The following is a 25042-nucleotide window of genomic DNA, read 5'->3' on the forward strand; positions in this document are numbered from 1 at the left end:
CCAACGGTACGAAATTAAATGACGATGCTGTCGAGTCCTCTCGCGCCCGGCAAAATGGGCGGGTTACCATCGGCGTAATGGCTGATATCTCGGGGATAGCCGAGGAGGCAGATCCGATCAATCCGCCGGTGCCCATTCCTGATGTGCCCGGCGGCGATGCCACTATCGAGGGATTGCCCCCTCGGTCCGCCTTGACGGCCCGCCAGCGCATCGTCGTCGAGGCTTCGGCGATCAGCGATCTCGCGCTGCGCACCACGGCCTCGTCAGTGCTGTCCACCACGGTCGCCCCGGCTGTCATCAGCAACAACCTGCGCCGGATCAACTCCCGGAGCGAGCGCGACAATCTGAAGTTCTATGCCGAACTCGCAGCCGAACACGACCCGCGGGTGTCCTTCCCGGCTCCCACGGAGCCGCCGGGCACAGTGACTCGGCGCACCAGCCCGCTCGCCGAACGGGTCGCGCTGGCATCCATCGACAACATCGCTTTCCCCAGCAGCTTCCAGCCCGTCAATCCGGCACTGCGCAAACGCTGGAGCTCACTGTCTGCCAATAACGTTGTGCGGGCACAGCATTGGCGCCACGACGACGGCCCGCGACCGACCCTGTGCGTGATCCACGGGTTCATGGGATCGTCCTATTTGCTCAACGGCTTGTTCTTCTCGCTGCCCTGGTATTTCCGGTCCGGCTACGACGTTGTGTTGTACACGTTGCCATTTCATGGCAAGCGAGCCGAAAAGCATTCGCCGTTCAGCGGTTACGGGTATTTCGCCAACGGACTGAGCGGGTTCGCCGAGTCGATGGCCCAGGCCGTTCACGACTTCCGTTCCCTCGTCGATTATCTGCACGGTACCGGCGTGGAACGCATTGCTCTGACCGGGCTTTCGCTCGGTGGGTATACCTCGGCGCTGGTGGCCTCCGTCGACGACCGGCTCAAAGCCGTGATCCCGAACTGTCCGGTCGTCACGCCTGGGGACCTTTTCGAGCAGTGGTTCCCGTCCAGCAAGCTGATCGGGCTGGGCTTGTGGCTGACCGGCATCTCCCGTGCGGAGTTGAAAGCCGGGCTGGCCTACCACGGCCCGCTGAACTACCAGCCGCTGCTCGCCAAGGACCGCCGGATGATCATCACCGGGTTGGGCGATCGGATGGCACCACCGGACCACGCGGTAGCCCTGTGGGAGCACTGGGACCGGTGCGCGCTGCACTGGTTCCCGGGCAGCCACGTTCTACACGTGAGCCAGCTGGACTACCTGCGCCGGATGACGCCGTTCCTGCACCGGTTCATGTACGACTGAACGATCACCCCTTGTCTGTAACCAATATCCAAAATCTGTAACCAATATCCAAATCACTCGATAGATGCCTGTTCGGCACGTCAGTTACATGTGTAGGCAGTGGGCAAGTCGACCTCTTACGTCTGACGCATGTGCATCGGGACATTCCCGTGGGGATCTGGGTTAGGCGACACACGCTTCGCTAGAGCCCACAACGAACGTGTACTGGTCGATCACGCATTCATCGTGGCTGGCGGCGAGATCACCAAGTCTGCACGCAACTGATCGGCAACGCCTTGAACGCCTCCAAACGCAGCTAAATCATGTTCATCGACCGCGATGACATCCCTAACGTCGACGTGGTCACCAAACCTGCCATTGCCCGCGGCCGCGCTCCCGCCACGTCAGACCCCTGGGTCGACGAACCACCCTTCTGATGCCACCCCGTGCCACGCGACGAGAGATTAGACCGTGCCAATGATCGATAGTGAGGCGATTCGCGGATAGAGGATTGCTGGTCCGAGCCACCGGGCTAGGAAACGGCGCAGTTCGGTTCCTTGACGTGTCGGCTCGCTTGGGTCGGTGAGCAGCGATTGCACAGTGCGTAGGGTCATTTCCGCAAGTTCATGAAGCGCGCTGTCGTCGAAGCCGTGAAGCTTCCAATCGATATCGAGGCGCCGAAACGCCGACAAGCAGAATGAGATCGCCGTGTCCGAGGTGAGGGAAACGGCAGGTTGGTCCTCGCCTCGCTGGCTGAGTAAGCCCTCCAATTGCGGGTCACCGGTGAGGTTCTCTACTGCGAACGCAATGATTTCAACGAGTGCAGTGACGGGGTCGTCGAGGCCGTTGACGTGAACCACAACTTGGTCGATGAAACCGTTGACGGAACGCATGGCGCTGGCGATCAGTAGTGCGTCGGCGTTGGGGAAGTAGCGGTACACCGTTTGGCGGGTGACTCCGAGTTTGCGGGCGACGTCGGCCAGACGCAGCGTTGATCCCTGTTCGGCGACCACTTCGTCGACCGCATTGAGAATGCGGGCGATTGCCTCTTCGTCTGAGGCGGGTGTGACACCCGCCCAGCCTCGGCTACGCATCCGTGGCCACCAGGATGTCGCTGTCGAACTCAATCTGCAGTGTGGTGGGGCCGGTCATTCCCAGCAGAGATTTCCAGGGGGCCGGGCCGACGCGGTGGGGTGCGGTGAGGCGACGAGTGAGGATGATGAGTGCTTCTGCCAGTTCCCGGCGTGCGAGGTTTGCCCCGAGGCAGTAGTGCGCACCACCGCCGAAGGTGAGGATCGCGGGCGCGTCCTGGCGGGTGATGTCGAAGCGGTCAGCACTGTCGTAGATTGCTGGATCGCGGTTGGCGGCAAGGGTATTCACTAAGACGAAGGTCCCGGCCGGGAACGTATAGCCGCCGAATTCAACGTCGCCTTGAGCGGCCCTGGGGGCGATACAGACCGCCGGTGAATGGCGCATGCTCTCTTCGACTGCCTGCATCGCAAGCTCGGGATGGTCGCCGAGTTTCGCCCACTGATCGGGATGCTCGCAGAGCACCTGCACCGAGGCGGCCAGTTGGTGTCGGGTGGTATCTGTTCCCGCCATGAGGAAGCCGGCCACCAGCATGCGCAGTTCGTCGAGATTGAGCCGGTCGCCGTCGCTTTCGGCGCGAATGAGCTCCGAGAGCAGATCGTCCGTCAGGTGGTTGCGGCGCTCGGCGACCATCTCGTCGACGTAGGCGTCGAGTTCGCTCCAGGACCGCATGATTGCGGCTTCATCGAAGTTGGCGTCGGGCTGGAAGTTGAAGGCCGTAAATATTTGGTCGGTCCAGTCTGAGAAGAGGTGCCAGTCCACGCTTGGCGCACCGATCAGCGCGCACATGATCGGCGTGGGGTAGGGCCGGGCGATGTCGGTCACGACGTCGCACTGACCACTGTCGATGACCTCATCGATCAGCCCGTTGACCACCTCGTGAATCGTGTCCTGCAGGCGTGACGTCGCGCGGGGAGTGAATGCCCTGGAAACCAGTTTGCGCAAGCGAGTGTGGGGCGCACCGTCAAGACCGAGAAGGCTGCTCATCATCTTGTCATACAGCGGGCCTGAGGTGATCCCCTGCGCTGCCAGCGTGATGCCAGGAGGCATTCTGAATCTGTTGTCGCGCAGCATATCCCGAGCCATGCGGTAGGACAGGATCTCCGGACCGAGGGGCCCGATCGCGATAGGAGCGCATGCCTGCGCCTCCCGGACGTCCCTCAGGATGTCATGCGGGGTGGCGTCCAGGCCGTAGTTGAAGGTAGGCAGACCGGCGTCGAAGACGCTCGGAGCGGTACTCACAGTCATCAATGACTCAACTTTCCGTGGCTACTAAGAATCAGCAGCACATATACGTTCCTGGCTTGAGCGTATGACCAGATTGGGCGGTCGTCAACATATCCGCCGGATATTCGCAGCTGGAAGCCCAGTCGGGCCGCCACGGTCATGCGTTATTCGATATGACGTCTATGTCATTGATGCGCAGACTCCGTCGCCGGGGTTGCACTTTGGCAGTGAGGAGCGAGTAACGACCGTTCACCTTCATCGCGGGCCATGAATCGGCGGTCGCACCAGTTCAAACGAGAACGGTCGCCCCCGCTTAGTTACACCTAAAGAGCAGGACCACTTTGCCCAAACCTGTTGACACAGACAGGCTTACACGACGGTTACACCGTTACAGATAACACTGTTCCCCACGATGCAAACCACGTTGCCGGCTGACGTCGGTAACTGTCTTTGTACACCTCTCAAACCGTTACAGATAACGCAAGGGCGGCGAAGCCGGGCGCAGCGGGTCGCGACCATCGGACCACGCCGATATCAACTGAGCGATATCACCTGCGTCGCGGCCTCGCTGGCCGGAACCCGGTGCGCCCCCGACGCGGGAGTAGGCCAGTCCAGGCTGCCGAGCAGGTCGGCCGACGCCTCGGTGTGCCCTTCCAGTCGCTGAGTGGACAGCGGGTCCAGTGCGGTGAGTACCGGCCGCTGGTTTCCTCGTTCCAGCGTCAGTCCTGCCACCGGTGCGGCATTGGTCGGGGCGGCTTCGGTCCGCAACGCACAGGCCGCGGTAACCGTGTAGTGGCCTCCGGGTCCGGCCTGGGCAATTTCGACCGCCGTCCAGATCTCCCGGGCCGACTGCGAGCGAACCTCGGCCAGCGTGGCCGGCAAGTCAGCGTCGGCGTTGACCCGGTATACCGCAACAAAGTCAGAATCGCCCTGCTGCACCGAGCGCCAGGTTTCGCGAGATGCCTTCTGCGCCTGGAAGTCCAGCAACTCGGGGACATCGTCGGAACTCACCGTGCCGGCTTCCCAGCCGATCTCACGAAGATGGTCGGCGAGCCGGCGGCCCGCCACTTCGGCGGTCTCGTGCAGCGGGACCTGCGCCGAGCGAGCCTGCAGCGCCGCCAGGTTGTCGACGGCCGACACGGTCAGCCCGATCCACGTCTCCAGTTCACCGGATGCTGTGTTCCGGTTGGTGACTCGGATGTGATCCGCCCGGATGCCGTAGCGGTCCAGGTAGCCGGCGATGAGCGCCAACGGCAGCACTTCGCCGTCCGACGGAGCCGCCGCGACCCGCAGCAGCGCGGTACTGCGAATGTTGGCTTCCGGCTCGGCGGCTCGGCTCGCCTGGTTCGAGGCGCGACCGGCTATCGCCAGCCGACGGCGCAGGATCGTGGTGAAGTACAGACCGCGCGACCAGCCGAACAGCAAGATCACCACTGCGACCGCGATGCCGATCAGCCAGTAGGCACGCGTGGACTGCCAGGGATAAGCCAGGACCGCAGGCACGACCACCAGTAGCGCCAGGGTTATCCTCCCGACGCCAGGCTTTGGGATTGAACTCTGGCTCACGAGGTGGGCTCCTTCCGGCGGCGCAATACCGCCACGGTCGCTGCGGTGATCACGACTATCAGCGTCAGCACGCCGGCTCCCGCCAGCGCGACGTTACGAGGTTTGGTGTCTTTGGCTGCCGGCGGCGGCGGGACCGTGACGGGCTTCACCGACGGGGGCGCACTCCGGTCCCCGGCGGCGGGTAGCTGCCAGGTCAGCGCGGCGACCGCATCCACGGTGCCGTTGCCGACGACGTTGGAGGGCTCCCGCGGGCCGTTCTGTGCCGTGGCGGTGATGCGGCGGACCACCTCGGCAGCCGGCAGACCGGGATACTTCGAGCGAACGAGCGCCGCGACACCGGAGACATAGCCGGCCGCATAGCTGGTGCCGCTGAGTGCAATCAGTTGCTGGTGGTCGTCGGGCAGACCGTTGGCCAGGCCACCGCCGTCCGCGTTGCTCACTGACGCGATGTTCTCGCCGGGCGCCGCAATGCCCACCCAGGGGCCGGCCATGGTGAACTTCGACGGCCGTCCGTCCGACGCCACCGAAGCGACCGACAGCACATAGGGCTGCCACCAGGACGGCACGGAGACCGACGTGACGCCGGCCCAGTTGCGCGGGTCGTTGGGATGGCTGAGGTCGGTCAGCGGGTTGGAGTCGCACGATGTGCCGCCAGCGACAGATCCGGTGGGTCCGCTGTTGCCCGCGGCGGCGACGATCACCACGTCCTTCTCCACCGCCGCGTACTTGATCGCCGCGCCGAGAGCAGCCTGATCGACCGTCCGATCGGCGGGCAGGCAGGTGATCGCGGAAATGTTGATCACCCGGGCCCCGCGGTCGGCCGCGTGCACAATGGCCCGGGCCAGCGCCTCGATGTCGATGGCGGCGCGCGCCAGCGTCGGGTCGCCGCCCGGCGTGCGTGGCGAAAACTTGGCCGAAGTCACCCGGATGGACAGCAGCCGTGCGGCCGGCGCGACGCCGGAGAAGCCATCTTCTTGACCGGGGGCACCGGGTTGGCCGGCAACGATTCCGGCGACCAGGGTGCCGTGGCCGTCACAGTCGGTCAGGCCGTCGGTGGTCTCCACGAAGTCACCGCCGGCGTCAACGTTGTTCAGCCGCGGGCCGGGCCGTACCCCCGTGTCGATGATGGCCACCAGTTGGCCGTCACCACGGGAAAACTGCCATGCCGCAGGAAGATTCAGCATGCCCTGGCTGGGTGTGGGTACGCCGGCATCGGTGCCGGGCAGGACTCCCGACACGCTGCACGGCCCACGCTGCTCCATCGGCTGCACCGGTCCCGGCGTCCCGTTCGGCGGTGGCGCGGCAGCGTCGACCACCGGCGGGCTGACCGCCATTGCCGGCGGCGCCACCATGCCTGCCATGCCTGCCTGCACCGCAATGAGTGCGGCCGTCAGGCAGGCCGATCCGGCACGCATCATCGATTGAGCACCCACGCGAACAGCCCGACCAGGTACGCCAACACCGGGATCAGCGACGCATCCAGCCCGGCGGCGACGAAGCCCAACAGGCGACGCAGCGGCAGCGAGTAGGTGTCGGCGGAGGCGATCGACGGGTTCAGCGCCACCACAACCCAGGCCAGAACGAGCACCGCGAGTACGACCACCGCGCCGACGGCACCGACAAAACGTCCGCTCGCCGTGTAGATCACCAGGAGCACTCCGGCCACCAGGAACGGCTGAGTGAGCAGCCATGCCTTGCAGGCGGCCGAATCCCACACGCGGGCGCGCAGGGTCGCCGCCAGCGATGTCGCCGCCACCGCATACCAGCCCGCGACGCTCAACGTCTCGGGACGCAAAGCGATGGCCACCGATCCGAGGACACTGAGCAGCACGGCGGCGGCGATGAACCCGTTCTGGTGGGCGTCGCTGATCCGTACCCGTCGCGGCAGATCTTCCAGGACCCGCAGCGATGGCGCCGATGGGGTCGGGTCGCCCGGCGCCGGGATGACCGGCAACGGGAACCGCGCCCACAACGCCGAAAGCTGTGCCGCCTGAATGGTGACGAGCAAGGCGACCACAATGAGCCCGGCGCCGAGAGCCAATGCCGAGAGCTGCCAGAGCAATTCAGCGCCCGCGGCCAGTGCCACCGCCAGGCCGATCACTGCCGCCGCGGTGAAGAAGCCGACCGCGCGTTCACGTTCCGCGCTGGGCACGATCAGTGAGATCAGCGACCAGGCGGCGACACCCGCCGCTGCCAACAGCACCTGAGCGGGCCCGAACTTGCCCGGCACCGCCAAGGCCAGTGCCGCGGCGATGGGCGCCAGCGCGGTGATCGACAACGCGATCCCGGTGCGTGGCGAGCGTGCGGTAGTCAGCAGGCCGGTGATCGCGACCACCGCCGCGATGGCGCCGGCTGCCACCAGTCCGGCAAGTGCACCGGTGGCATACCGATGCGCGACCGACAGGCCGGTTGCGACCAGCACGACGCCGACCACCGCGGCTAGCGCACCACGCTGGATTTGGCTGGTGCCCCAGGGGTGGCGCCGCGATGTCGAGAAGATCGCAGCAGCGTCGGCGATGTCCTCAACGATTCCCGGCGCAGCCGGACCGGCAGGTACCGGCTGCAACGCGAGCAGATCCCCGTCGACCACACCCACCGTGTCCAGGCTGGCGTCCAAACTGAACGGTGCCCCGCCGATGGGGGCCAGGCTCAGGTAGGGGGCCGCGCCTGCGTCCGCTTCACCCGCATTGCCGTTCTGCGCCGCCGGAACCACCAAACGCTGTACCGCAGGCAGGATTTCACGCAACGGCAACTCGGCGGGCAGAACCATCTCCGTCAACCGACTGTCCGCGAGGATTGCGACGCGGACGATCGGCAGGACGGTACCGGCCGTCACTGGACCCTCGAGTTGCGTTGGGGCCGTTGCTGAGACATCGTGCTCTCTTTCTGATTCTTGTTATGAGGTCTTGCTGTCAGGTTTTGCGCTCGTGGTGAGCCGTGCTCTATGACGTCTGTGCCGAAAAGTCTCGAGATAGCCGGTGGTCGGGGAACCATTCCCCGTCCGGCAAACAGGCTGTGAGTTGTTCTATCGCGACTGCGGTCGCAAAGGGTGTGCCCGGGCTGAACGTCGACACCCATTCGCCGTCGAAAGCCCGGGTTGGACTCACCAGTACCCGACCTGCCTTGGCGTCGACGAGGCTGAGACCCACCTCGGTGGTGGTGTGGTGTCCGTTGCGGTTGCAGCCCGCCACGATCTCGACATAGCTGCGGGGCCCGGAGAATACCGACTCCACCACCGCTCGCGCCGATGCCGGAATGCCAAGGTAGTCAAGGACTTCAGCGAGTGGCGTACCCGAACGCAGCCGCTCGTCGGCCCGTGCGCCGACGCGGGTCGGCATGCTGAATGCCTCGAACTTCGCGGGCGCCCGCTGCGAAAGTCCGACACCGAGGACGGGTACCAGCGCCCGCGGGTCATCGATGTCCATCACGGTGAAGGTGACCAGTTGCGCGCTGCGCAAAGCGACGACGGTGTTCGCTGCCGGCGCAGCCCTCCCAGCGACCCCGGCACGCTGCGCGACGATGCCGCGCAGCATCTCACCGGCGCTGCCGGCCTCACCGTTGGAGAGGGCGGGACCCAGGTAGCGCAGGTCGAGCCACCGGTCGGGGAAGCAGACCAGTTTGATCCACTCCGCGACCGTCGGGTTGATGACGCCATCGGCTGTCATCAACCCCATCCGAGTGAGCTCGTCCTTCTGGCGGTCGAAGAACGCGGTTCGTTCTGCGCTATCGCGATACGGTGTCGTGATCGCGAGCACCCACGGAAAGCTGCCCGCCCCAACAGTTTCCGCGATGAACCACGCCTGGTCGACCGTCAGCTCGACGGCATTGGGCTTTGCGTTCATCTAAGCGGTTGCTAACCGCCCCATTTGGCGGCTTCGGCCCCGTCCCGGGCCAGCATCGCCATGGTGTTCGACTCGTGCGTGCTCGCCATCGACTGGTAGGCCCGCACCAGGTCTTGCATCGCCTGGTTCCACTGCGCCTGCCACGCCTGATACGTCAGCCCGGTGTCACCCTGCCACGCGTTCTGCAGAGCAGCCTGCTCAGCGGAGATATCCGCACCCAACCCGCTCATCGTGCCCGCGTAGCCCGACATCTCCCCAGCGTGCGCCAGCATCGCCGGGTAGTTGTACATGATCTGCGACATAACTAAACCTCTCTAGACCTTCTCTAGCCTGTCCCGTGAATTCCGGCTCAGAATCCGGTGTAACTCGAAGCAGCAGCAGCGTCAGCGGCCACATACGTACCGGCGGCGTCACCGAGGTTCGCCTGCGCGATGTCCAGCAACGTGTTGACCCGTGCCGCCACCTCGACGAACCGGGCATGTGCGGCCTGAAACGCTGCCGCCGACTCGCCCTGGTGGAAAGCCTGCGCCGACATCGCCGCCTGCTCAGCCTGGCCGATCGTGTGCCGCAACAACCCCGCCTTGGCGCCGAACGCCGCCTGCGAAGACACCAACTGAGGAATGTGAGCGTCCAAAAGACTCACTGTGTCTCTCCTTTCGATCTTTTCAAAAATTGATTAACGACTGCTCTGCGGTAAATCGTCTCGCTGACGATCTGAGCCCCCCTCCTCGACCGACTGGTCCCATGTCCCCGGCACCATCGGCATCCGCGGACCGCTACCAAAGTCGTTCCCCGACAAAGCCTTCAGGCCGGCGGCTGACAGCAACGTCTCCGTCGCCACCGTTCCGGCGAAGCCCTGCCGCCCCGCTCCCCGATCGGAAGCCCCGGGGGCGTCGTCCCACACCGGGTCGACGCCGGAGTTCATGTCGAGATATTCGTCGCTGTGGTCGTGCAGCGGTGCGCGCCTGCGTCGCTTCGCCCGCGCCGACACGCTGCTGACCGCTGCCGCGCCCGCGGCGGGAATGGTCGCGGCCGGTGCTTTGGCGGAGGTGCGGCCCCCGACTGTCGGACCGAAGGTGGGCCCCCAATCATTAGGCCCGGCAACCGCATACGCGAAACTCGTTGCGGCCGGGGCCGGTGCCGACGGCGCGGGACTCGCGGGTGCACCCGCGGCGCTGGGAGCTGCCGGCGCACCGGCTGGACTCGCCACGGTCGGACTGAGTCCGGCGAGCGGCAACTGGTGCGCGGAAGCCTGCGCCGCGACGGGCGCGTCGTCAAGCGGGAGGTCGGGAAAGTCGAATTTGATCTGACTCAAAAAGCCCAGGCTGCCGAGTCCAACGGCGATCAACGCGGCACCCCACAGCGGCGAGCTGAGCGCAACTCCCCAGAAGGTGTAGCCGAACGGCTGGAAGAACGCCTGATACCCGAGCGCGAAGAGCAGCGGCCCCCAGGTCACAAGTGCGGCTTCCGGGTTCGTAGCGAAGTCGATGAGCATCTGCTCGATCGCCGGGAGCGGATTCGACAGGAAATCCCAGAGCATTTGGCCGTCGGGCAGTGCCAGCACGTATGCCTTCAGCAGCCCGACGATGGCATCGATGATGTTGGTGAATGGATTCGCCTCGGCAGCCGCCGATGCGGCCTCACCGCCGGGTGTCACCACTTGAGGCGCCGGTGTGGTGCGCGGCGCTGTCGCCAATGCCGCACCCGTGGCCGCGTGGTAGAGCCCCATGGTGGCAGCGGCCTGCGTCCACATCCGGAAGTAGTCGACCTCATTCAGCGCGATCGGGATCGTGTTGATACCAAAGAAATTCGTGCCAACCAGGACGCCGTGAACGACGTGATTGGCGGCCAACTCCGCCAACGTCGGCATCGCTGCCAGCGCCGCGGTGTAGGCGGTGGCCGCAAGCTCATGCTGGACCGCAGTCTGGGCCGCGTTGGTACTGGCTTTGGTCAGCCACGCCACGTAAGGCTGGTGTGCAGCCGCATACCGCTCGGCGCTCGGGCCCTGCCATACCCCCGCTTGCACCGCTCCCACCAAACCATCGAGTTCGGCTGCCGTCGCGGCATATTCGACGCTCAGCGCGTTCCAGGCTCCGGCTGCCGCTAGAAGCGACGACGGACCCGGCCCACTGCTGAGCAACGCCGAATGCACCTCTGGCGGCGAAGCGATCCAGACTGGCCCGAGCGGGGAGAGCATTCTCAGCCGCCCAGGATCCCGTAGGTCGCAGCGGCCGCCGCGTCACCGGCGATGTAGCTGGCACCGGCTTCACCGACACCCACACCGGCGCGTCCCAGTTCTTCGACACCCTGGGCCGCGACGACGGCATGCTCCTCGCCTTGCGCACTGAACCCGGCGGCGGTCTGCAGCGACACCGGGTCAGCCGCCGGCGGCACCACCGCGGTGATCAACGGAGCCGCGCTGGCATGCGCTGCCGCCAACCGCGCGGTAAGCGCCTCCACAGCGGCGCTGGCGGCTGCCAGCCCTTCAGGAACTACTCGCAACGTCATGACTGACTTCCCTTCTGTTGCGTATCACCGAATCCGGCCGCCTCACCGACGAGGGGATTGACCAGTTGTACGTAGGTCGGAGTGTCGCTGTCGGACAGCAAAATCCCGCGCCCGGCCGGCAGGCGGCTGAACCGCTGGCCACGGATCTTGCCGCTGTCCTGCGGGTTGCCGGTCAACATCAGCGTGGTTGCTTGCAGGTCATTGAATCTGCGCAGCAACGGATTCGTCATCAGTGCATGCGACGATCCGGAAGCCCGACCGGTCAGAATCACCCGTAGACCCAAGTCGCTGGCCTGGCCGAGCAGGCCGATGAGCGGGGTCCAGGGCCGTTGTCCCAGGTATGGCCCGCTGGTGGCCGCCGAGTCCGGTACCTGGTCGACGTCGTCGATGATCAAATAATGCGTGTGGCCCTGGTAGGTCCATCGCGAGAGCTCCGCTGTCGACAGACCCGCCGGCGGCCGCCGCGACTCGATGATGTTGGCCAGCCCGAGCATCGCCGGCGTGATCCGGTCGATGTTGGCCGTGTACTCGTTGTCCGGGAACAACGGCTCGTCGACGAGGTGCAACCGACGGTCCAGCACGGTGAAGGCCACCTGCTCGGCCGTCGAGTTCTCCCGGACCGTGCGGATGATGTGGCGCAACAGCGTGGTCTTGCCCGACTTGCTGTCACCGAACACCATCAGCAGCGGGTGTTCGGCGAAGTCGTGCACTACCGCCGCCAGGTCTTCTTCGCGCTGGCCGATCACGATCTGCTCCGGCCCCTGATAGAGCGCCCCGATCGCGGCCGGGGTCAGGTGAGTGGGCAGCAACCGCACCGGCGGTGCGGCCTGGCCCGGGTAACGGGCGTTGATCGCGGGGATCTGGTCCAATTCCGGTGCGGCGAAGAGGAAATGCTGCGCCGCCATGGTCAAACCGCGACCGGGCATGTCGTGCGGAACCGCATCGGCCGGGCGGGTCAGCGCGCCCGCTACGCGGACATTGCTGTCGCGCGCGTCGTGCAGCTTGAGCTCGAGACGCAACCCCAACCCGTCACGCATCGCCAGCGGCACCTCCAGCCAGCTCGGCGTGGTGATGACGACGTGGATGCCGTACGCCAGGCCAACGTTGACGAGTTCGGTCACCTTGGCCAGCAACGGGTTTCGGGTGTTGAACTGGTCGACGTTGTCGCGGCCGAAGCCGTAGAGGTTGTCGATGACGAGGAAAACCTCACCGAGGTCGTCACCCGGGGTCGAACCGTTCGTGTGCCCGTTGGCCGGGCGGTCGCGGAAGGCCTCCCGTCGCTGGCGGGACAGCAGCAGCTGCTCGAGTTCGCCGAAGGTGCGACGAATGCGCTCCGGCTCCAGCGCGGAGGCGACGCTACCGACATGGGCCAGACCCTCGAGCGCCCGCAGCTGCCCACCGCCGTAGTCCAGGCAGTAGAACGTGACCTCGCGCGGCGAGTGCAAGTTGGCGGCCGACAAGATAAACGTCTGCAGTGCAGTCGATTTGCCCGACTTGGGACCGCCGTGAATCACCACATTGCCGGCGGACGAGGTCGCGTCGTACAGCAGCGGGTCCCGACGCATCTCGAACGGCTTGTCGACCTCGCCGAGCGGCCAGCGCCATTGACGCGCCGGCACCCCGGCACGCGCCAGCACCGCGGTCAGCGGGATCGGCTCGTCGAGCGGCGGCAGCCAAAGCTGCGGTGCCCGCGGGCCATAACCGGCCAACTGCTCGCCGATGGTGGCGATCAGCTTGCGCGGCGGACCGAACGATTCGTCCTCGTCCGCGGGGATCACGGTGCCCGCGTCCGGCTCCACCAGTCCGGCGGTGAACAATCTCGGCTCCGGAACAGACTGCATCACCACGGCTTTGGTCGTCTGCGGTGGCTCATAGATGCCGTCGACGTAGGTCGAACGGAATTTGATCGGGGTGGCACCAGGTGCGGGCACCAGGAAGCCGATGCCTTTGTGCTCCTTGCCGGACTCGATGTGGTACGCGTCCTCCACGCCGATGATCTGACGGGAGACGCTGGAGCTGGCTACCTTCAAACCGACCCGGTAGGAGGTGTTCTTGTCGATGTCCTTGATCTTGCCGACGTCCAGCGTCTGAGACGCAAACAGAATGTGGATGCGGAACGAGCGGCCCTTGCGCGCCACGTAGTCGAACAACTCCGCATATTCCGGATGATCCGCCAGCATCAGCGTGAACTCGTCGGCGACCACGAAAAGCGTTGGGATGGGAGCCAAGTCGTGTCCAGCCGCAATAGCGTTCTCGTACTCAACCACCGAGTTGAACGCACTGCCCTGGACCCGGCGGCCCGCCTCGCGCAGCAGCATCTCGCGTCGGGCCACCTCGCCGCGCAGCGTGTCCGCGAACCGGTCGGCCAGCGACTTCTTCTCAGCCATGTTCGAGATCACCGCGACGACCTGCGGGAAGTCGCGGAAGCTGTCGGCGCCCGCCTCACCCTTGAAGTCGGCATAGATCACGATCAGCCGGTCTGCGGAGTGAGTTGTCAACAGCGACAACAGAATTGACATCAGGGTCTGCGACTTGCCGGAACCGGTCATACCGATCATCAAGCCGTGCGGGCCCATACCGCCTTCGGCCTCGTCCTTGAGGTCGAACATCAGTGGCTCACCGGTGGCGGTGACTCCGATCGGCACCCGCAACTCGTCGTCACGGTGCCGCGGCGCCCACAATGCAGGCACATCCAGATGCGATGCGTCCGAAATGCCCAGCAGGGTAGTGAAATTGGCGCCGCGGGTCGCCGCTGACCGCAACCCGGTGTGCGTCGGGTTGGAGTCCCAGCGGGAAAGGCGGCGCGCGAGGTGCGCGGCGTCGTTGGCGCCGAACTCGTCGGCGGCGTCGATGTAAGGCTGCCAACCTCCGGTCTGCCACCGCTCGATGGCGCCGCGCGCCACCCGCAATATCGGCTTCTCCGGGTCGGAGTACTGCTCCCGGTTGGGTGCCGTCGCCGAGAAGTGCACGACGGTGACGCCCGCACGACCCGCTGCGAGCGCTGAGGCGGTCAGGTCGTAGTCAGGGTCGTCGACGACGATCAGCAAGTGCCGCAGGGAATCTACCGGTTGACCGCTGAAGGCCGGACGGTCGTCGAAGGCTGAACCGAGTAGGTCGACCAGGTCGTCGGGGTCGGTTGTCAGGTAACGGGCCGGACCGACACCGTCGATCTGGCCGGGAACGTCGACATGCGGCAGCCACTTGAGCCAGGACCAGTCGGTGCCTTCCAAATCGCGGGTGGCCAGCGCCACGCCGAGCACCGTCGGGTCGTGCCACGTCACTGCTTGGGCGATCCAGGCGCGCACAGCACCTCGTACCTCAGCGTCGGCCCCTCCGGTTTCAGTGACCACCGTGATTCGTGAGACCTTGGTCAGGTCGATTCCGGTTGGCACGTCGCGGACTGTGCGCTGGGTGTCGAGCAGGCCGCGTAATGCGCTGTGCGACACCGGTTCCAGGTCGATCTCGTCGGCGGTGTCGTTGACCCGCAGGGCGGTGGCAAGTGGCGCGGTGTGCCGGCCGGCCCGCAATACCAGGAAGTCCGGGTCGTGCGGGTCGCGCTCCCATTGACGACGGGAGCCGGGCACCGAGGCCAGTGCCGCCGGTTCCGGATGCGACCACTGAGCGGCGGCACGCTGCTCTTCGGCTTGAGCCCGGATGTTGTCCCGCACCACCGACAGGTAACGCAGGTAGTCGGCTCGCTCGGCGTCGACCTCCTCAGTCCGCATCTTGCTGTCGTTGCCGCGGTAGAGCGCGGTGGCGGCCAGCAGGAGTACGAACGGGAAGAACAATGTCTGCGGCGAGATCACCCGCATACCGGTGGCGAACAGCGCGACGATCATGCCGACGATCAGGATGCCGATCAGGTACGGCATGGCCCGTCGGAACAACGACGGCGGAATCGACCGGGGTAGTTCCGGTGGCGCTTCGATGGTGATGGTGCCCTTGCGGGCACTCGGCGGCGCCAGCCGTCGGCGCGCCTCGAAGATCAGTCTGCTCATCGGGGTTCCCCTTCGGCGGATGCCGGACGTCCCGGCCTGCTGTCTGGCGGCAAGCCGTCATGCGCTAACAGCGCATCGGCGCGCGACAGGGTCGGGCCAGCTGCGAACAAAGAAAGGATTGACGATGGAATGGCGATCGGCGGCGACTCAAGACCAAGAGCCTCAACCGCCTTACCCTTACCGGCCGACCCGGACCGGTTGTCGGCCTCGTTGTCGATGCCGTAGCGCACCCCGGTGTCGGAAATCCAGAACAACGCCCCGGTGACCGGTGCCGCCGCACCGCCGGTCACGTTCTGGGCGAAGTACCCGGTACCCGGCGCGAGCGCGACTTTCGCGCCGCCACCGACCAATTCGACAGTGCGCAGACCCTCGTGTACTGGTAGCGCCGAACCTGAAAGCAAGGTCCAGGAGCTGGTGGCAGCACCGGAAGGCTTACTCCAGAACGCGCAGGTGACTGGATTGCTGGTCCCGCTGACCAGGGTCACCGGCTGGGCCGGAAAGCGCGTGGTGTCCAGCTGCCGCGACACGGGCAGCTTCGCGATCTCATCGGCGCCAAGCCGCGGAGGTTGCTGCAGGCCATACGAATTGGTGTTGCGCAAGATGGCTGCCAGGACGGGCGAGATCGGCTGCAGCCCGTCGGGCAGCACCGCGTAGTACAGCGAGCCGTCCGACGCATCCTTATTGAGCGCGTAGGACACCACTACCCCACCGATGGGCGCGGGGACAGCGAAGCCAGCCGGGTTGCCCGAGTTAGGAATCGGCGGCGCGGTCAGCGGTGCGGATTCCGGGATCGCGTTGAACAGACCTGCCGCAATAGGCCGCGGCGCAGGCACTTCGGTGCCCAGGCCCAATGCGTTGGTCACCGCGTGGTCCGCCAGATCGATCCGGCTGCGCTTGCCGTCCCACAGGATCCAGGTGCTGTTCCCGTTATCTACCAGGATTGCCTGCGTGGAGCCGATCGCGGCCGCCCGACTACCGTCGCTGAAGGGCTGGCCGCCGATGACGGTCACGCCGGTGCTGTGCGCGCCATGTCCGGGCTGCCCGGTGAAGCCGTCGCACACCGTCCAGGCGGCGTCGTGCGTTGTGTTCTGCACCATGCGTTCCGGCGCCCCGGGAATGCCGACCAGATTGCCACGCGGAAAGCGGTCCAGCTCCGTGCTTTTCACAGTGGTCGGGTTGACCGGCTGGCCGGCGATCAGCCGGGCCGAGGTCAAGTTGAGCACCGGGTGCAACTCGTCTCCGACCCGCACATACAGCGCGGAGGTGGACCGGTCGGCGAGGACCGTGTTGTTACCCACTTGTCCATTCGGCCGGATCAGCGAAAACACAAAGCAGCCAAGCAATCCGGTCACCAGCAACAGCACACCCATCAGCACCGCACGCGACTGGGTGCGTAGCGGGTCAACCAGCATCCTGGTGTCGTGCAACGCAATTCCGGAGGCGATGCGCCGCATCACGAACCGCCAACCGGTTACCTGGTGGCGGGTGACGAAACCGCGACGGTATTCCACCTTGTCGGGGTTTTCGTTGACCGGAGTGCGGGAAGTGAAGGAACGCCGGTCGTCTCCCCACTCACCTTCCGACTCATTCGTCTTATTGCTCATGCCGGCACCGAAAGTCCGAGCCCGCGGAGCAGCGGAGCCACCGTATTGGTGACATCTTGTGCGGTGATTGTCATCAAGTCCTCATCGGTGAATTCACCTGTTCCAGCCTGTTCGGAATGGTCAAGCCGGAACTCGCGCTCTTCCTCCGAGCGTTCGACGATGTTTCGCACGAACCGGCCGTTGCCCGCGATGTCCAGACTGCGCCGGTCGATGCCGTTGCTGTCGGGTGACGACGTCGCGGCCAAGTGCGTGAACAACCTCTGCATGTTTTCCAGCGCGGACTGCTCGAAGAGGCTGTCTCGTTGTTGCGCCATCAAATTCGCGATCTCGGTCAGCTCCGGCGGCTGGTACGACGGGAAGTCGATGCTGCGGGTGAACCGGGACCGCAGACCCTCGTTGGTGTCGAGGAACTTGTCCAAGTCGGCGCGATAGCCGGCGATGATGACGACCAGTCGGTCGCGGTCGTTTTCCATGCGCGCCAGCAAGGTGTCGATGGCTACCAGCCCGAAGTCGTTCTTGGCTCCGGTTGCCACCAACGCGTACGCCTCGTCGAGGAACAGCACGCCGTCGAGGGCACTGTCGATAATGGCGTTGGTCTTGGCCTCGGTTTCACCGATGTGCTGACCGATCAGGTCGGCACGGTGCACCTCGCGGATGTTCTCCCGTTTCAACAGGCCCAGACCGCAATAAATCTTTGCGACGACACGGGCGATGGTGGTCTTGCCCGTCCCGGGCGGGCCGGCGAACACCAGGTGGTGGGTGCGCTGGGCGACGGTCAACCCGCGCTGTTGGCGCAGCACGGCCATGGCGACCGAACTCTTCAATCGGGATACCTGGTTCTTGACCTCGTCCAGACCGATGAACTCGTTGAGTTGCACCTCGGCCTCGGCCAGCAGGGTGGCCTTGCGCTCGCGGGCCCCCGGGTCGACGAAATCGGCGTCGCTGGGTTCGGTTTCGTGGTTCCACGGGTCGCTTCGAGCCTCGATGCGCGCGGCGGTCGTGGTAACCATCCCGAAGCTCGGGTCCGACAGCGCCTGCTCGATCTCTTCGTTCTCCGGATTGGCCGCGTAGAGCTCGTGCAGTACCTCGCTGGCCGCCTCCTCATCCACGTGCGCGCGCAGCGCAAGGGCCTTGGCCAGCGCACCGTCGACCGCCGCGACGGCGATGGGCCCCTCCGGTTCCTCGAGGTATGAGAGGGCGGGGGCGAACATGCCCAGCCGGGCCAGTGCGGTGCCCAAGGTGATCTTGACCGCGTGCGCGAAGGACTCGTCGAGGTCGGGGTCGTTCACGATCGGGGTCAGCAGCTTGACGACGTCCGACCAGCGCTCAGCGCGGTAATTGATGACGACGGCAATCCAACGGGCCTCGCGCAGCTTCGGGCGGCGCTCGGCGATGTTGGTGACGACTTCGTAGGCCGCGGCGTACTCGCCCGCGCCTCCGGTCGCTGCCAGCGCTGCCGCATAGGCGAGGTGGAAGTCATCCGGGCTGGTAGCCCGGAATTGCAGGTAGAGGCCCGTGTCGTAGCGAAACCCGAGGGCCCCGCGATCGAGCTCCACCCGCCGTTGCAACACCCCGGAAGTCGCCGAGGTCCGCGACACCTGTTCGAGCACCTGCCTAGAGGTGTCTCCAGCCGCGGCCAGGCCCACCCAGGCGTCGCATTGCTCGTGCGCGACCCGCGTGAGTGCGCTGAAACCCGACCGCGCCGCAGTCAAGTCCGCCGGGCGTTGCCGCTCGTATACCGATATGCCCAGAGCGCGGCAGCAGGTAGCAAACCTGCTGACCACGTCGCTGTCTACCCTGCCGTCTGTCCGGGATGCACGGGTCTGAGCCGTAAGCATGCCGATATCACCGCGTTCCACGCCCGCGCCGTCTCCTGAAGTTAAGGTCGCCATTGGCTAAATTCACATGAAGCAAGCCACACGAAGTTAGCATTCCCTAAGCTAACTGTCGATACAGCCAAAATGGTGCGATTCACCACATAAACTCCTGTCACGAAGCCGCTGACCAGCAACATCTGAAAACTTCCGAAGCGTCAGGGCGTCAGGTTACGCAGCTTACTGAATATGATTTTCATTAACAACAGCGGGGTGCACTCGCCCCCGCTCGGGGTGCCGGGAGCCCTGCGGCATCAACGTATAGCCGCCGTCCAATCCGTGGACAACCGGCCTTCAAGACGGCGACCGAGGCGGTTGTGGGGATTTGCACGCGCTCATCGTCGACCCGATTGAGAAAGATAGGAAGGGTAATGATCCCGGAGAAGTTTGTATCCGGGCTGCGCCGACTACGGCTTGACGGCACTCACCAACGTGTTGCGGGCCAACATCGGCCCGGCCTCGGATTCGTCGCCGGGCGCCGGCCTGCCCACCTCGCGTAGGTAGTCGGGCAGGGGTGTTCCAACCGCGGTCCAGCCGTGTTCGCCGAACCACTCGGTGGCCGGGGCGCAACGCTCGTTGTAGACCAATTGGAAAAATGGGCGCTGGTCGCCGTCCGGAGCGGCGCGTTCTTCTTCGACCTTTGCCTGGAATTCGTCCTGCGGAAGCGGCGCTCCGTCCTCGACCGCGACGTGGCTACCGAGGCAAGTGAGTGCGTCGATGCCAGTGAACAATTGCTCCTGCGCAGCGGCCGGGAGATAGATCAGCAGACCCTCAGCGATCCAAGCCGAGGACAGCGTGGGATCGAAACCGTTGTCCTGTAATGCCTGTGACCAGTCGTCCCGGAGGTCGACGGCAATCTCACGGCGATGGGCGCGCGGTTGCACCCCGTGCTCGGCGAGCACCTGGCGCTTGAAATCGAGGACTTGCGGCTGATCCAGCTCGTAGACGGTGGTGCCGTCCGGCCAGGCCAGCCGGTATGCCCGTGAGTCCAGTCCGGCCGCCAAGATGACCACCTGCCGCGCCCCCGCCGCCGCCGCGCGCTGAAAGTAGGCGTCGAAGTATTTGGTGCGGGCGCCCTGAAAGTTCACGAAGTGCTGGCCGAAGTCGTCGCTCAGCAGCTCATGGTCGGGGGCGTTGTGATCGAGCACGTCGGACCATGAGCCGCCCACGGCGCGGCAAAAGAGCTCCGCATACGGATCGACGGCCAGCGGGTCGGGCTTCTGGGCCTCCAATGCCCGTGCCGTCGCGACGAAGAGCGCGGTCGACCCGACACTCGTCGTGATGTCCCAGCTGTCGCCTTCGCTTCGCACCCGACAACCCTACGTGGCGATGCTGCCTGTTCCCTGGGCTGACCGTCGCAGCCCTAGTTGCGTTCCGGATCCCAGGTCCGCGGCAGCATCGGAGCCCGGGGCCCACCGCCGAAGTCGTCGCCGGCCAGGGCGGTGATCCCCGCCGCATCGCCGGCGGATTCCTTGCGCACCGTGCCGGTGAATCCCTGGTCGCCGGCACCTCGACCCGAAGCCACGGTCGCCGGCTCGGGTGGAGCGGCCCAGTCGGGGTCGACATCGACATTCATGTCCGCGAACTCATCGCCGTATTCGCGCTGCACCGCGCGCCGTCGCCGACGACGGCGAGCCTGCTCACGCGCCGATGCCACGGTCGCGGCGGCCGCCGAATCCGGCTCCGATGCTTTTCTTCTGGCGCTGGCGCTGGCACTGGCGCCGGCGCTCATCCCCGAGCCATAGCCGATGCCCGGGCCACCGCCCACCAGGAAAGGGAATCCGAAGCCGGCAGGGGCTCCGCCAGCGGGCGGTGGTGCCGGAGCGGCGCTCGCGACGGTGCTGGTCACGGTTGCCGTCGTCGGCGCCGGGGCGGCGGGGGCAGCCGACGCGATGACACTTGGCGCCGACCCGGCGACCGGCAGCATCGCACTACCGGCGGCCGGCGGGACGACCGCGGCAAGTGCCGCCGGCTCGATCGCCGCCAAACCGGATAGACCCGCGAGACCCGTCAGCGCGCCCAGGTTGGCGACGGCGCCACCGATCGCAGCACCGATCAGTTGCGGGGATTGGAGCAGCGGAATGAGTTGGGCCACGTGGGTGGGCCAATCGAACTCGGCGAGCTCCACAACATATTCCAGCGCGCCCGCCGGGTTGGTGAACAGCTGCTGGACAAACGTTTCAAACTGCTGGCCGAATTCGAGGGATCGGGCGACCCACCAGATCGGTTGCGTCGCGTCGGTGATGTCGTGCATGTGCACGCCATTCAGGGTGCTTTCGAGCGGATCCCAATCGATCAGCCCACCGGTGAGCCTGCGCAGCAGTTCGGCAATGAGGTAGTCCAACGGGGTGGGGTCGCCGTGATCGTGGTCCTCGTGGCCGTCCCCATGGTCGTGATCGTCGTCGTGGTCGTCGTGGTCGTCATCGGCATGGACGATCTCGGGTGCCGGAGTGGTCACCGGCGTCGATGCCGCCGCAGCGCCCGTCACCGCGTCGTAGGTGGTCATGATGGTGGCCGCTTGGACCCACATCCGGATGTAATCGCCCTCGTTGAGCGCGATTGGGATGGTGTTGATGCCGAAAAAGTTCGTCGCCATCAACACGCCGTGGATCGCGTGGTTGGCGGCGAGCTCGACGAGGGTGGGCATGGCGGCCAGTGCGGTAACGTACGCGGCCGCCGCGGTCTCATGAAGGGTGGCCGCTATCGCACTCTTTGCGCTGACCTGCGTCAGCCAAGCGAGATAGGGCAGGTGCGCAGCGACGTACTGTGCGGCGCTCGGCCCCTCCCAGGCGCCGCCCTGCACCCCACCCAGCAACGCCGTGAGCTCATCAACCACCTCGGCGTATTCGGTGCTGAGCGCCGACCACGCGGCGGCGGCCGACAACAGAGATCCGGGCCCCGGGCCGGCGCTGAGCAGCGCGGAGTGCACCTCTGGCGGCGAGCCCATCCACATCGTGCCCATCCGAACACCCCTCCACCTGTTAGCTCAGGCTTTGGAGATTACTGACTTTGATAATCGTTTTCAATACGAATCGACCAGTCACGGCATAAGCGGCACCTGCCACAGGCGCATCTTGGGATCCAGCCACAGCCGCACCCAGGTCAGCTTCATTACCCTCAGCGCCCCGGTGATCAGCAGGAAGGCCATCGGCGCCTGGATCAGCACGGCGGTGACCACCGACAGCGCGGCATCTTCCGGCTTGGCGGTCATCAGGTCGAACCACGCGTCACAGATCAGCAGGATTCCGGTCGTGAACGCGGTGAGAACCAGCAGCTGACGGCGTAGGTATCCGAGCACCGCCGTCGCCCCCATAAAGCCCAGCAACAGGATGTCGAAGCCGATCCACGTGACTGGCCAGTTATGGGCGACATACTTCTGCGGCAGGGTCAGCGACAGGTACCCAATCCAGGGGATCATCACGATCAGGCCGCAGACAATCAGACCCAGACGAATGTGTCGCATCCTGTTCAGGACGGCGGGGTCTTCGATCTCCTCCAGCGGTTGCTCGAGGCGGGTTATGAGGTCCCGTCGCTCCTCCGGCGTCAGCGCCGCGATCATGTCGTCGGTCAAGATGGTTTGGGTCATAACCGGCCATTCTGCCCGGCGCCACCGACCGCCGGTCCGCCTCAGCTAAACCAGCGGACGGCCCGTCCGGATGCGTCGATCGAGATCCCAGAGCATCAGGTTGAACGGGAACTCGCGGAGGATGCGCGGCAGCAAGCTGTTCACGGTCCCGATCACTGCCATCAAGCGGTCAAAACGAAGCTGCATATCGGCGTCCCACGGCAGTCGCATCTCGTCACGGAACCGCTGCGGCAGGAAGCCGGTGGTAATCAGCAGATTGAATCCCTCCGACCGGTTGCGCAGCCACTCCGGCAGGCGGACACCCCGCACCCGCGACGCCGCGATCGGATAGAGAAACTTCCGAACGGTGTCGTCGATGTGCACCTTCTCGAGTGATTCCTGCCAGTACTTGTCGAAGGCAGCCCGATCCGCGGGCCACATCTCTGGCGGCACCTGCAGCGTGCTGCCGATCGACACCCCTTCCCGGTAGAGGCGATCGGCCTCGTCCTCAGGAATCTCACCGACGAAGGTGCGATAGATGTCAATGCCGCCCTTGTATATGCAGGCCGCTACCCACAGCTGAAGTTCCGGATCAAACGCGTTGTAGGAGACCGGGCTCTCGGGGGTCGAGTAGACCTGCGAGTGGGCGCGGTTCACCGCGCGACGGAACGCCGCCTTCTGGGCATCGGAGCCGGAATTCGCCACCGCGATATAGGTGAAGGTGGTGCGCGCCCGCTTGATCGGGTGACGATCGATACGGCCGCTCTCGACCCGGCTCTCGGCGACGCCGTGGCCGACGCCGGGCCGCGCCAGTTCCATGATCACGTTGGCCGGGCCGGCCAGCAAAGCCACGCCCATCATCCCGTAATCGCGTGCAATCCGTGCACGCCGCCGCCCAAGCTGCTGCGGTCGGGGCGGGTCCGCGATCGGACGCTCTACATGCGGAATCGACTGTTGAACGATCTGTTGCGTTGTCATCGTTGACTCCCGGCAGTCGAGCGCTAATTCTGGAAACGCGCGTTTCCTGATAGTGGCCGGTCTCTCGCGCCAATGTCAAGATGGTTCTCATGACCGGAGCAGCTGACAACTCGAACGCGCGGCCGTACCGCGGCGTCGACGCAGCCCAACGGTCGGCCGTGCGGCGCAACCAACTGCTGGCGGCGGGCCTGGATCTGCTGGGCACCGCCGACCAGGACATCTCGGAGCTGACCGTGCGCGGAGTGTGCCAGCGCGCGGGCCTGTCGGCCCGCTATTTCTACGAAAGCTTCACCGATAAGGACGAGTTCGTCGGCCGCGTCTTCGACTGGGTGATTGCCGATCTGGCCGCCACCACCCAAGCGGCGGTGGCCGCGGTGCCGCCGGAGGAGCAACCCCGCGCCAGCATGGCCAACGTGGTGCGAACCATCGCCGGCGATGCCCGGATCGGACGCTTACTCTTCAGCACCCAACTCGCCAATGCCGTCGTGATGCGCAAACGTGCCGAGTCGAGCGCACTCTTCGCGGTGCTGTCCGGTCAGTACGCCATCGACACGCTGCGGGCGCCGTCGAACGATCACGTTAAAGCGGCCGCACACTTCGCCGTGGGTGGCGTAGGTCAGACGCTGAACGCCTGGCTGACCGGGGACGTACAGATGGAGCCCGACGAACTCGTCGACCATTTGGCATCCCTGCTCGTCGAACTCACCGAACCCAGCCTCTACCGCGTCACGGAAACAGTGGCAGCCGCCACAGGCGCATCCCGGGGTCCAGGCGCCACAGCCGCATCATCGTGAGGCGCATGATTCGGGTGGCCCCGGTGATCATGGAGATCGCCACCGGCACCTCGATCGCCAACGCGGTGAAGACTGAAAGCCAGACGGATCACGTCGGTCACGATAGGTCGCGGACGGCTAGCTGACCGCCACCGGAGGCCGCCGGTCGGCCGCGGTCTTGGGTACCGCAGGCGTGTCCGCGTCGTTGAATTCCCTTACCCAGCAAGCGAATTCCAGCATGATGCCGTCGGGGTCCTGGAAGTAGAACGAACGCACGTACACCCCGGGGTGCAGCTTCGCGGCCACCTGCATCGGACTTTCGTCGTGGTTGAGCACCGGCCCCACCCGCACACCCTTGTCCTTCAGGCGCTGCCGATACGCATCGAACTTTTCCGCAGGCACGTGAAAAGCCAGGTGATTCATGGTGCTCACCGCGCTGGTGATGTCGCCAAGTCCAGGCAACGCGCCCGGCGAGGATATGCCCGGCACCCGGTCGGCCGCCTCGGTGAACCAGAAGAAGGCGACGCAGTCGCCGTTGCCGGCATCGAAGAAGAAGTGCTGCCCAGCGCCGCCGGGCAGGTCGAGCGACTTGATCAACGGCATGCCGAGGATGTTGCTGTAGAAGTCGACAGTGCGTTCCATGTCCGAGCACACCAGTGCGACGTGGTTGATGCCGCCGAGCTCGAACTCGGCGTTGGTGTTGTGCGGCTTGATCATCACGCGGCTCCTCAAGGGCTCACCATCGGA

General features: G+C 65.5%; 20 protein-coding genes. 2 read left to right on the forward strand and 18 right to left on the reverse strand.

Annotated features, from left to right (window positions below; translation table 11 throughout):
- The first annotated feature begins 77 nt into the window (after positions 1 to 77).
- Positions 78 to 1292, forward strand: a complete 1215-nt coding sequence (locus ACZY1I_RS11720) for an alpha/beta hydrolase family protein (RefSeq protein ID WP_463754564.1) — start codon at positions 78 to 80, stop codon at positions 1290 to 1292.
- Positions 1293 to 1735: 443 nt separating this feature from the next.
- Here ACZY1I_RS11720 and ACZY1I_RS11725 read toward each other — a convergent pair whose 3' ends face one another.
- From ACZY1I_RS11725 to ACZY1I_RS11805, 17 genes are all read right to left on the reverse strand, one after another.
- On the reverse strand, positions 1736 to 2365 hold the full coding sequence (locus ACZY1I_RS11725; protein WP_463754565.1) for a TetR/AcrR family transcriptional regulator: 630 nt from the start codon (positions 2363 to 2365) through the stop codon (positions 1736 to 1738).
- Positions 2358 to 3608 carry a cytochrome P450 gene (locus tag ACZY1I_RS11730; protein ID WP_463754566.1) on the reverse strand — a complete coding sequence of 417 codons (1251 nt, stop codon included), beginning with the start codon at positions 3606 to 3608 and terminating at the stop codon, positions 2358 to 2360. Before ACZY1I_RS11730 ends, ACZY1I_RS11725 begins: the two co-directional genes overlap by 8 nt.
- A gap of 513 nt (positions 3609 to 4121) precedes the next feature.
- Positions 4122 to 5153, reverse strand: a complete 1032-nt coding sequence (gene eccE / locus ACZY1I_RS11735; protein WP_463754567.1) for a type VII secretion protein EccE — start codon at positions 5151 to 5153, stop codon at positions 4122 to 4124.
- Positions 5150 to 6571: a type VII secretion-associated serine protease mycosin gene (mycP, locus tag ACZY1I_RS11740; protein WP_463755095.1), complete on the reverse strand. Its 1422-nt coding sequence runs from the start codon at positions 6569 to 6571 to the stop codon at positions 5150 to 5152. The genes eccE and mycP overlap by 4 nt, the downstream gene beginning before the upstream one ends.
- Positions 6568 to 7989 (reverse strand): type VII secretion integral membrane protein EccD, encoded by a 1422-nt coding sequence (gene eccD, locus ACZY1I_RS11745; RefSeq protein WP_463754568.1) that lies wholly within the window; start codon positions 7987 to 7989, stop codon positions 6568 to 6570. The genes mycP and eccD overlap by 4 nt, the downstream gene beginning before the upstream one ends.
- Positions 7990 to 8095: 106 nt before the next feature.
- Complete coding sequence (locus ACZY1I_RS11750) at positions 8096 to 8995, reverse strand: ESX secretion-associated protein EspG (protein ID WP_463754569.1); 900 nt, start codon at positions 8993 to 8995, stop codon at positions 8096 to 8098.
- A gap of 11 nt (positions 8996 to 9006) precedes the next feature.
- Positions 9007 to 9297: a WXG100 family type VII secretion target gene (locus tag ACZY1I_RS11755; protein ID WP_463754218.1), complete on the reverse strand. Its 291-nt coding sequence runs from the start codon at positions 9295 to 9297 to the stop codon at positions 9007 to 9009.
- A gap of 47 nt (positions 9298 to 9344) precedes the next feature.
- On the reverse strand, positions 9345 to 9638 hold the full coding sequence (esxG, locus tag ACZY1I_RS11760) for a type VII secretion system protein EsxG (RefSeq protein ID WP_463754570.1): 294 nt from the start codon (positions 9636 to 9638) through the stop codon (positions 9345 to 9347).
- 33 nt (positions 9639 to 9671) lie between these two features.
- Positions 9672 to 11192, reverse strand: coding sequence for a PPE domain-containing protein (locus ACZY1I_RS11765; RefSeq protein ID WP_463754571.1), 1521 nt, complete (start codon positions 11190 to 11192; stop codon positions 9672 to 9674).
- 2 nt (positions 11193 to 11194) lie between these two features.
- Positions 11195 to 11503 carry a PE family protein gene (locus ACZY1I_RS11770; RefSeq protein WP_463754572.1) on the reverse strand — a complete coding sequence of 103 codons (309 nt, stop codon included), beginning with the start codon at positions 11501 to 11503 and terminating at the stop codon, positions 11195 to 11197.
- Positions 11500 to 15501 carry a type VII secretion protein EccCa gene (gene eccCa, locus ACZY1I_RS11775; protein WP_463754573.1) on the reverse strand — a complete coding sequence of 1334 codons (4002 nt, stop codon included), beginning with the start codon at positions 15499 to 15501 and terminating at the stop codon, positions 11500 to 11502. Before eccCa ends, ACZY1I_RS11770 begins: the two co-directional genes overlap by 4 nt.
- Positions 15498 to 17105 (reverse strand): type VII secretion protein EccB, encoded by a 1608-nt coding sequence (eccB, locus tag ACZY1I_RS11780; RefSeq protein WP_463754574.1) that lies wholly within the window; start codon positions 17103 to 17105, stop codon positions 15498 to 15500. Before eccB ends, eccCa begins: the two co-directional genes overlap by 4 nt.
- Positions 17102 to 18964 (reverse strand): type VII secretion AAA-ATPase EccA, encoded by a 1863-nt coding sequence (gene eccA / locus ACZY1I_RS11785; protein ID WP_463755096.1) that lies wholly within the window; start codon positions 18962 to 18964, stop codon positions 17102 to 17104. The genes eccB and eccA overlap by 4 nt, the downstream gene beginning before the upstream one ends.
- Positions 18965 to 19386: 422 nt before the next feature.
- Complete coding sequence (locus ACZY1I_RS11790) at positions 19387 to 20289, reverse strand: class I SAM-dependent methyltransferase (protein ID WP_463754576.1); 903 nt, start codon at positions 20287 to 20289, stop codon at positions 19387 to 19389.
- A 53-nt stretch (positions 20290 to 20342) separates the two neighbouring features.
- The gene (locus ACZY1I_RS11795) at positions 20343 to 21941 is read right to left on the reverse strand and encodes a PPE domain-containing protein (RefSeq protein WP_463754577.1); all 1599 of its coding nucleotides are present in this window, start codon (positions 21939 to 21941) and stop codon (positions 20343 to 20345) included.
- Positions 21942 to 22019: 78 nt separating this feature from the next.
- Entirely contained in the window at positions 22020 to 22565 is a 546-nt protein-coding gene (locus ACZY1I_RS11800; RefSeq protein ID WP_463754578.1) for a hypothetical protein, read from the reverse strand.
- A 45-nt stretch (positions 22566 to 22610) separates the two neighbouring features.
- Positions 22611 to 23522: an oxygenase MpaB family protein gene (locus ACZY1I_RS11805; protein ID WP_463754579.1), complete on the reverse strand. Its 912-nt coding sequence runs from the start codon at positions 23520 to 23522 to the stop codon at positions 22611 to 22613.
- An 89-nt stretch (positions 23523 to 23611) separates the two neighbouring features.
- On the opposite strand from ACZY1I_RS11805, the gene ACZY1I_RS11810 reads away from it, so the two are divergent.
- Entirely contained in the window at positions 23612 to 24316 is a 705-nt protein-coding gene (locus tag ACZY1I_RS11810; protein ID WP_463754580.1) for a TetR/AcrR family transcriptional regulator, read from the forward strand.
- 117 nt (positions 24317 to 24433) lie between these two features.
- Here the strand turns inward: ACZY1I_RS11810 and ACZY1I_RS11815 are convergent, their stop codons facing one another.
- Positions 24434 to 25012, reverse strand: a complete 579-nt coding sequence (locus tag ACZY1I_RS11815; protein ID WP_463754581.1) for a VOC family protein — start codon at positions 25010 to 25012, stop codon at positions 24434 to 24436.
- Positions 25013 to 25042 lie beyond the last annotated feature (30 nt).

The organism is Mycobacterium sp. IDUB_37, from assembly GCF_055419245.1.

What these genes read in the sequence shown, in the direction of transcription:
- ACZY1I_RS11730 (WP_463754566.1), bottom strand. Translation starts at nt 3,608, where the DNA reads ATGACTGTGAGTACCGCTCCGAGCGTCTTCGACGCCGGTCTGCCTACC.
- eccB (WP_463754574.1), bottom strand. Translation starts at nt 17,105, where the DNA reads ATGAGCAATAAGACGAATGAGTCGGAAGGTGAGTGGGGAGACGACCGG.
- ACZY1I_RS11805 (WP_463754579.1), bottom strand. Translation starts at nt 23,522, where the DNA reads ATGACAACGCAACAGATCGTTCAACAGTCGATTCCGCATGTAGAGCGT.
- ACZY1I_RS11795 (WP_463754577.1), bottom strand. Translation starts at nt 21,941, where the DNA reads ATGGGCACGATGTGGATGGGCTCGCCGCCAGAGGTGCACTCCGCGCTG.
- ACZY1I_RS11810 (WP_463754580.1), top strand. Translation starts at nt 23,612, where the DNA reads ATGACCGGAGCAGCTGACAACTCGAACGCGCGGCCGTACCGCGGCGTC.
- ACZY1I_RS11800 (WP_463754578.1), bottom strand. Translation starts at nt 22,565, where the DNA reads ATGACCCAAACCATCTTGACCGACGACATGATCGCGGCGCTGACGCCG.
- ACZY1I_RS11725 (WP_463754565.1), bottom strand. Translation starts at nt 2,365, where the DNA reads ATGCGTAGCCGAGGCTGGGCGGGTGTCACACCCGCCTCAGACGAAGAG.
- ACZY1I_RS11765 (WP_463754571.1), bottom strand. Translation starts at nt 11,192, where the DNA reads ATGCTCTCCCCGCTCGGGCCAGTCTGGATCGCTTCGCCGCCAGAGGTG.
- ACZY1I_RS11720 (WP_463754564.1), top strand. Translation starts at nt 78, where the DNA reads ATGGCTGATATCTCGGGGATAGCCGAGGAGGCAGATCCGATCAATCCG.
- ACZY1I_RS11770 (WP_463754572.1), bottom strand. Translation starts at nt 11,503, where the DNA reads ATGACGTTGCGAGTAGTTCCTGAAGGGCTGGCAGCCGCCAGCGCCGCT.
- ACZY1I_RS11755 (WP_463754218.1), bottom strand. Translation starts at nt 9,297, where the DNA reads ATGTCGCAGATCATGTACAACTACCCGGCGATGCTGGCGCACGCTGGG.
- ACZY1I_RS11815 (WP_463754581.1), bottom strand. Translation starts at nt 25,012, where the DNA reads ATGATCAAGCCGCACAACACCAACGCCGAGTTCGAGCTCGGCGGCATC.
- eccCa (WP_463754573.1), bottom strand. Translation starts at nt 15,501, where the DNA reads ATGAGCAGACTGATCTTCGAGGCGCGCCGACGGCTGGCGCCGCCGAGT.
- ACZY1I_RS11750 (WP_463754569.1), bottom strand. Translation starts at nt 8,995, where the DNA reads ATGAACGCAAAGCCCAATGCCGTCGAGCTGACGGTCGACCAGGCGTGG.
- mycP (WP_463755095.1), bottom strand. Translation starts at nt 6,571, where the DNA reads ATGATGCGTGCCGGATCGGCCTGCCTGACGGCCGCACTCATTGCGGTG.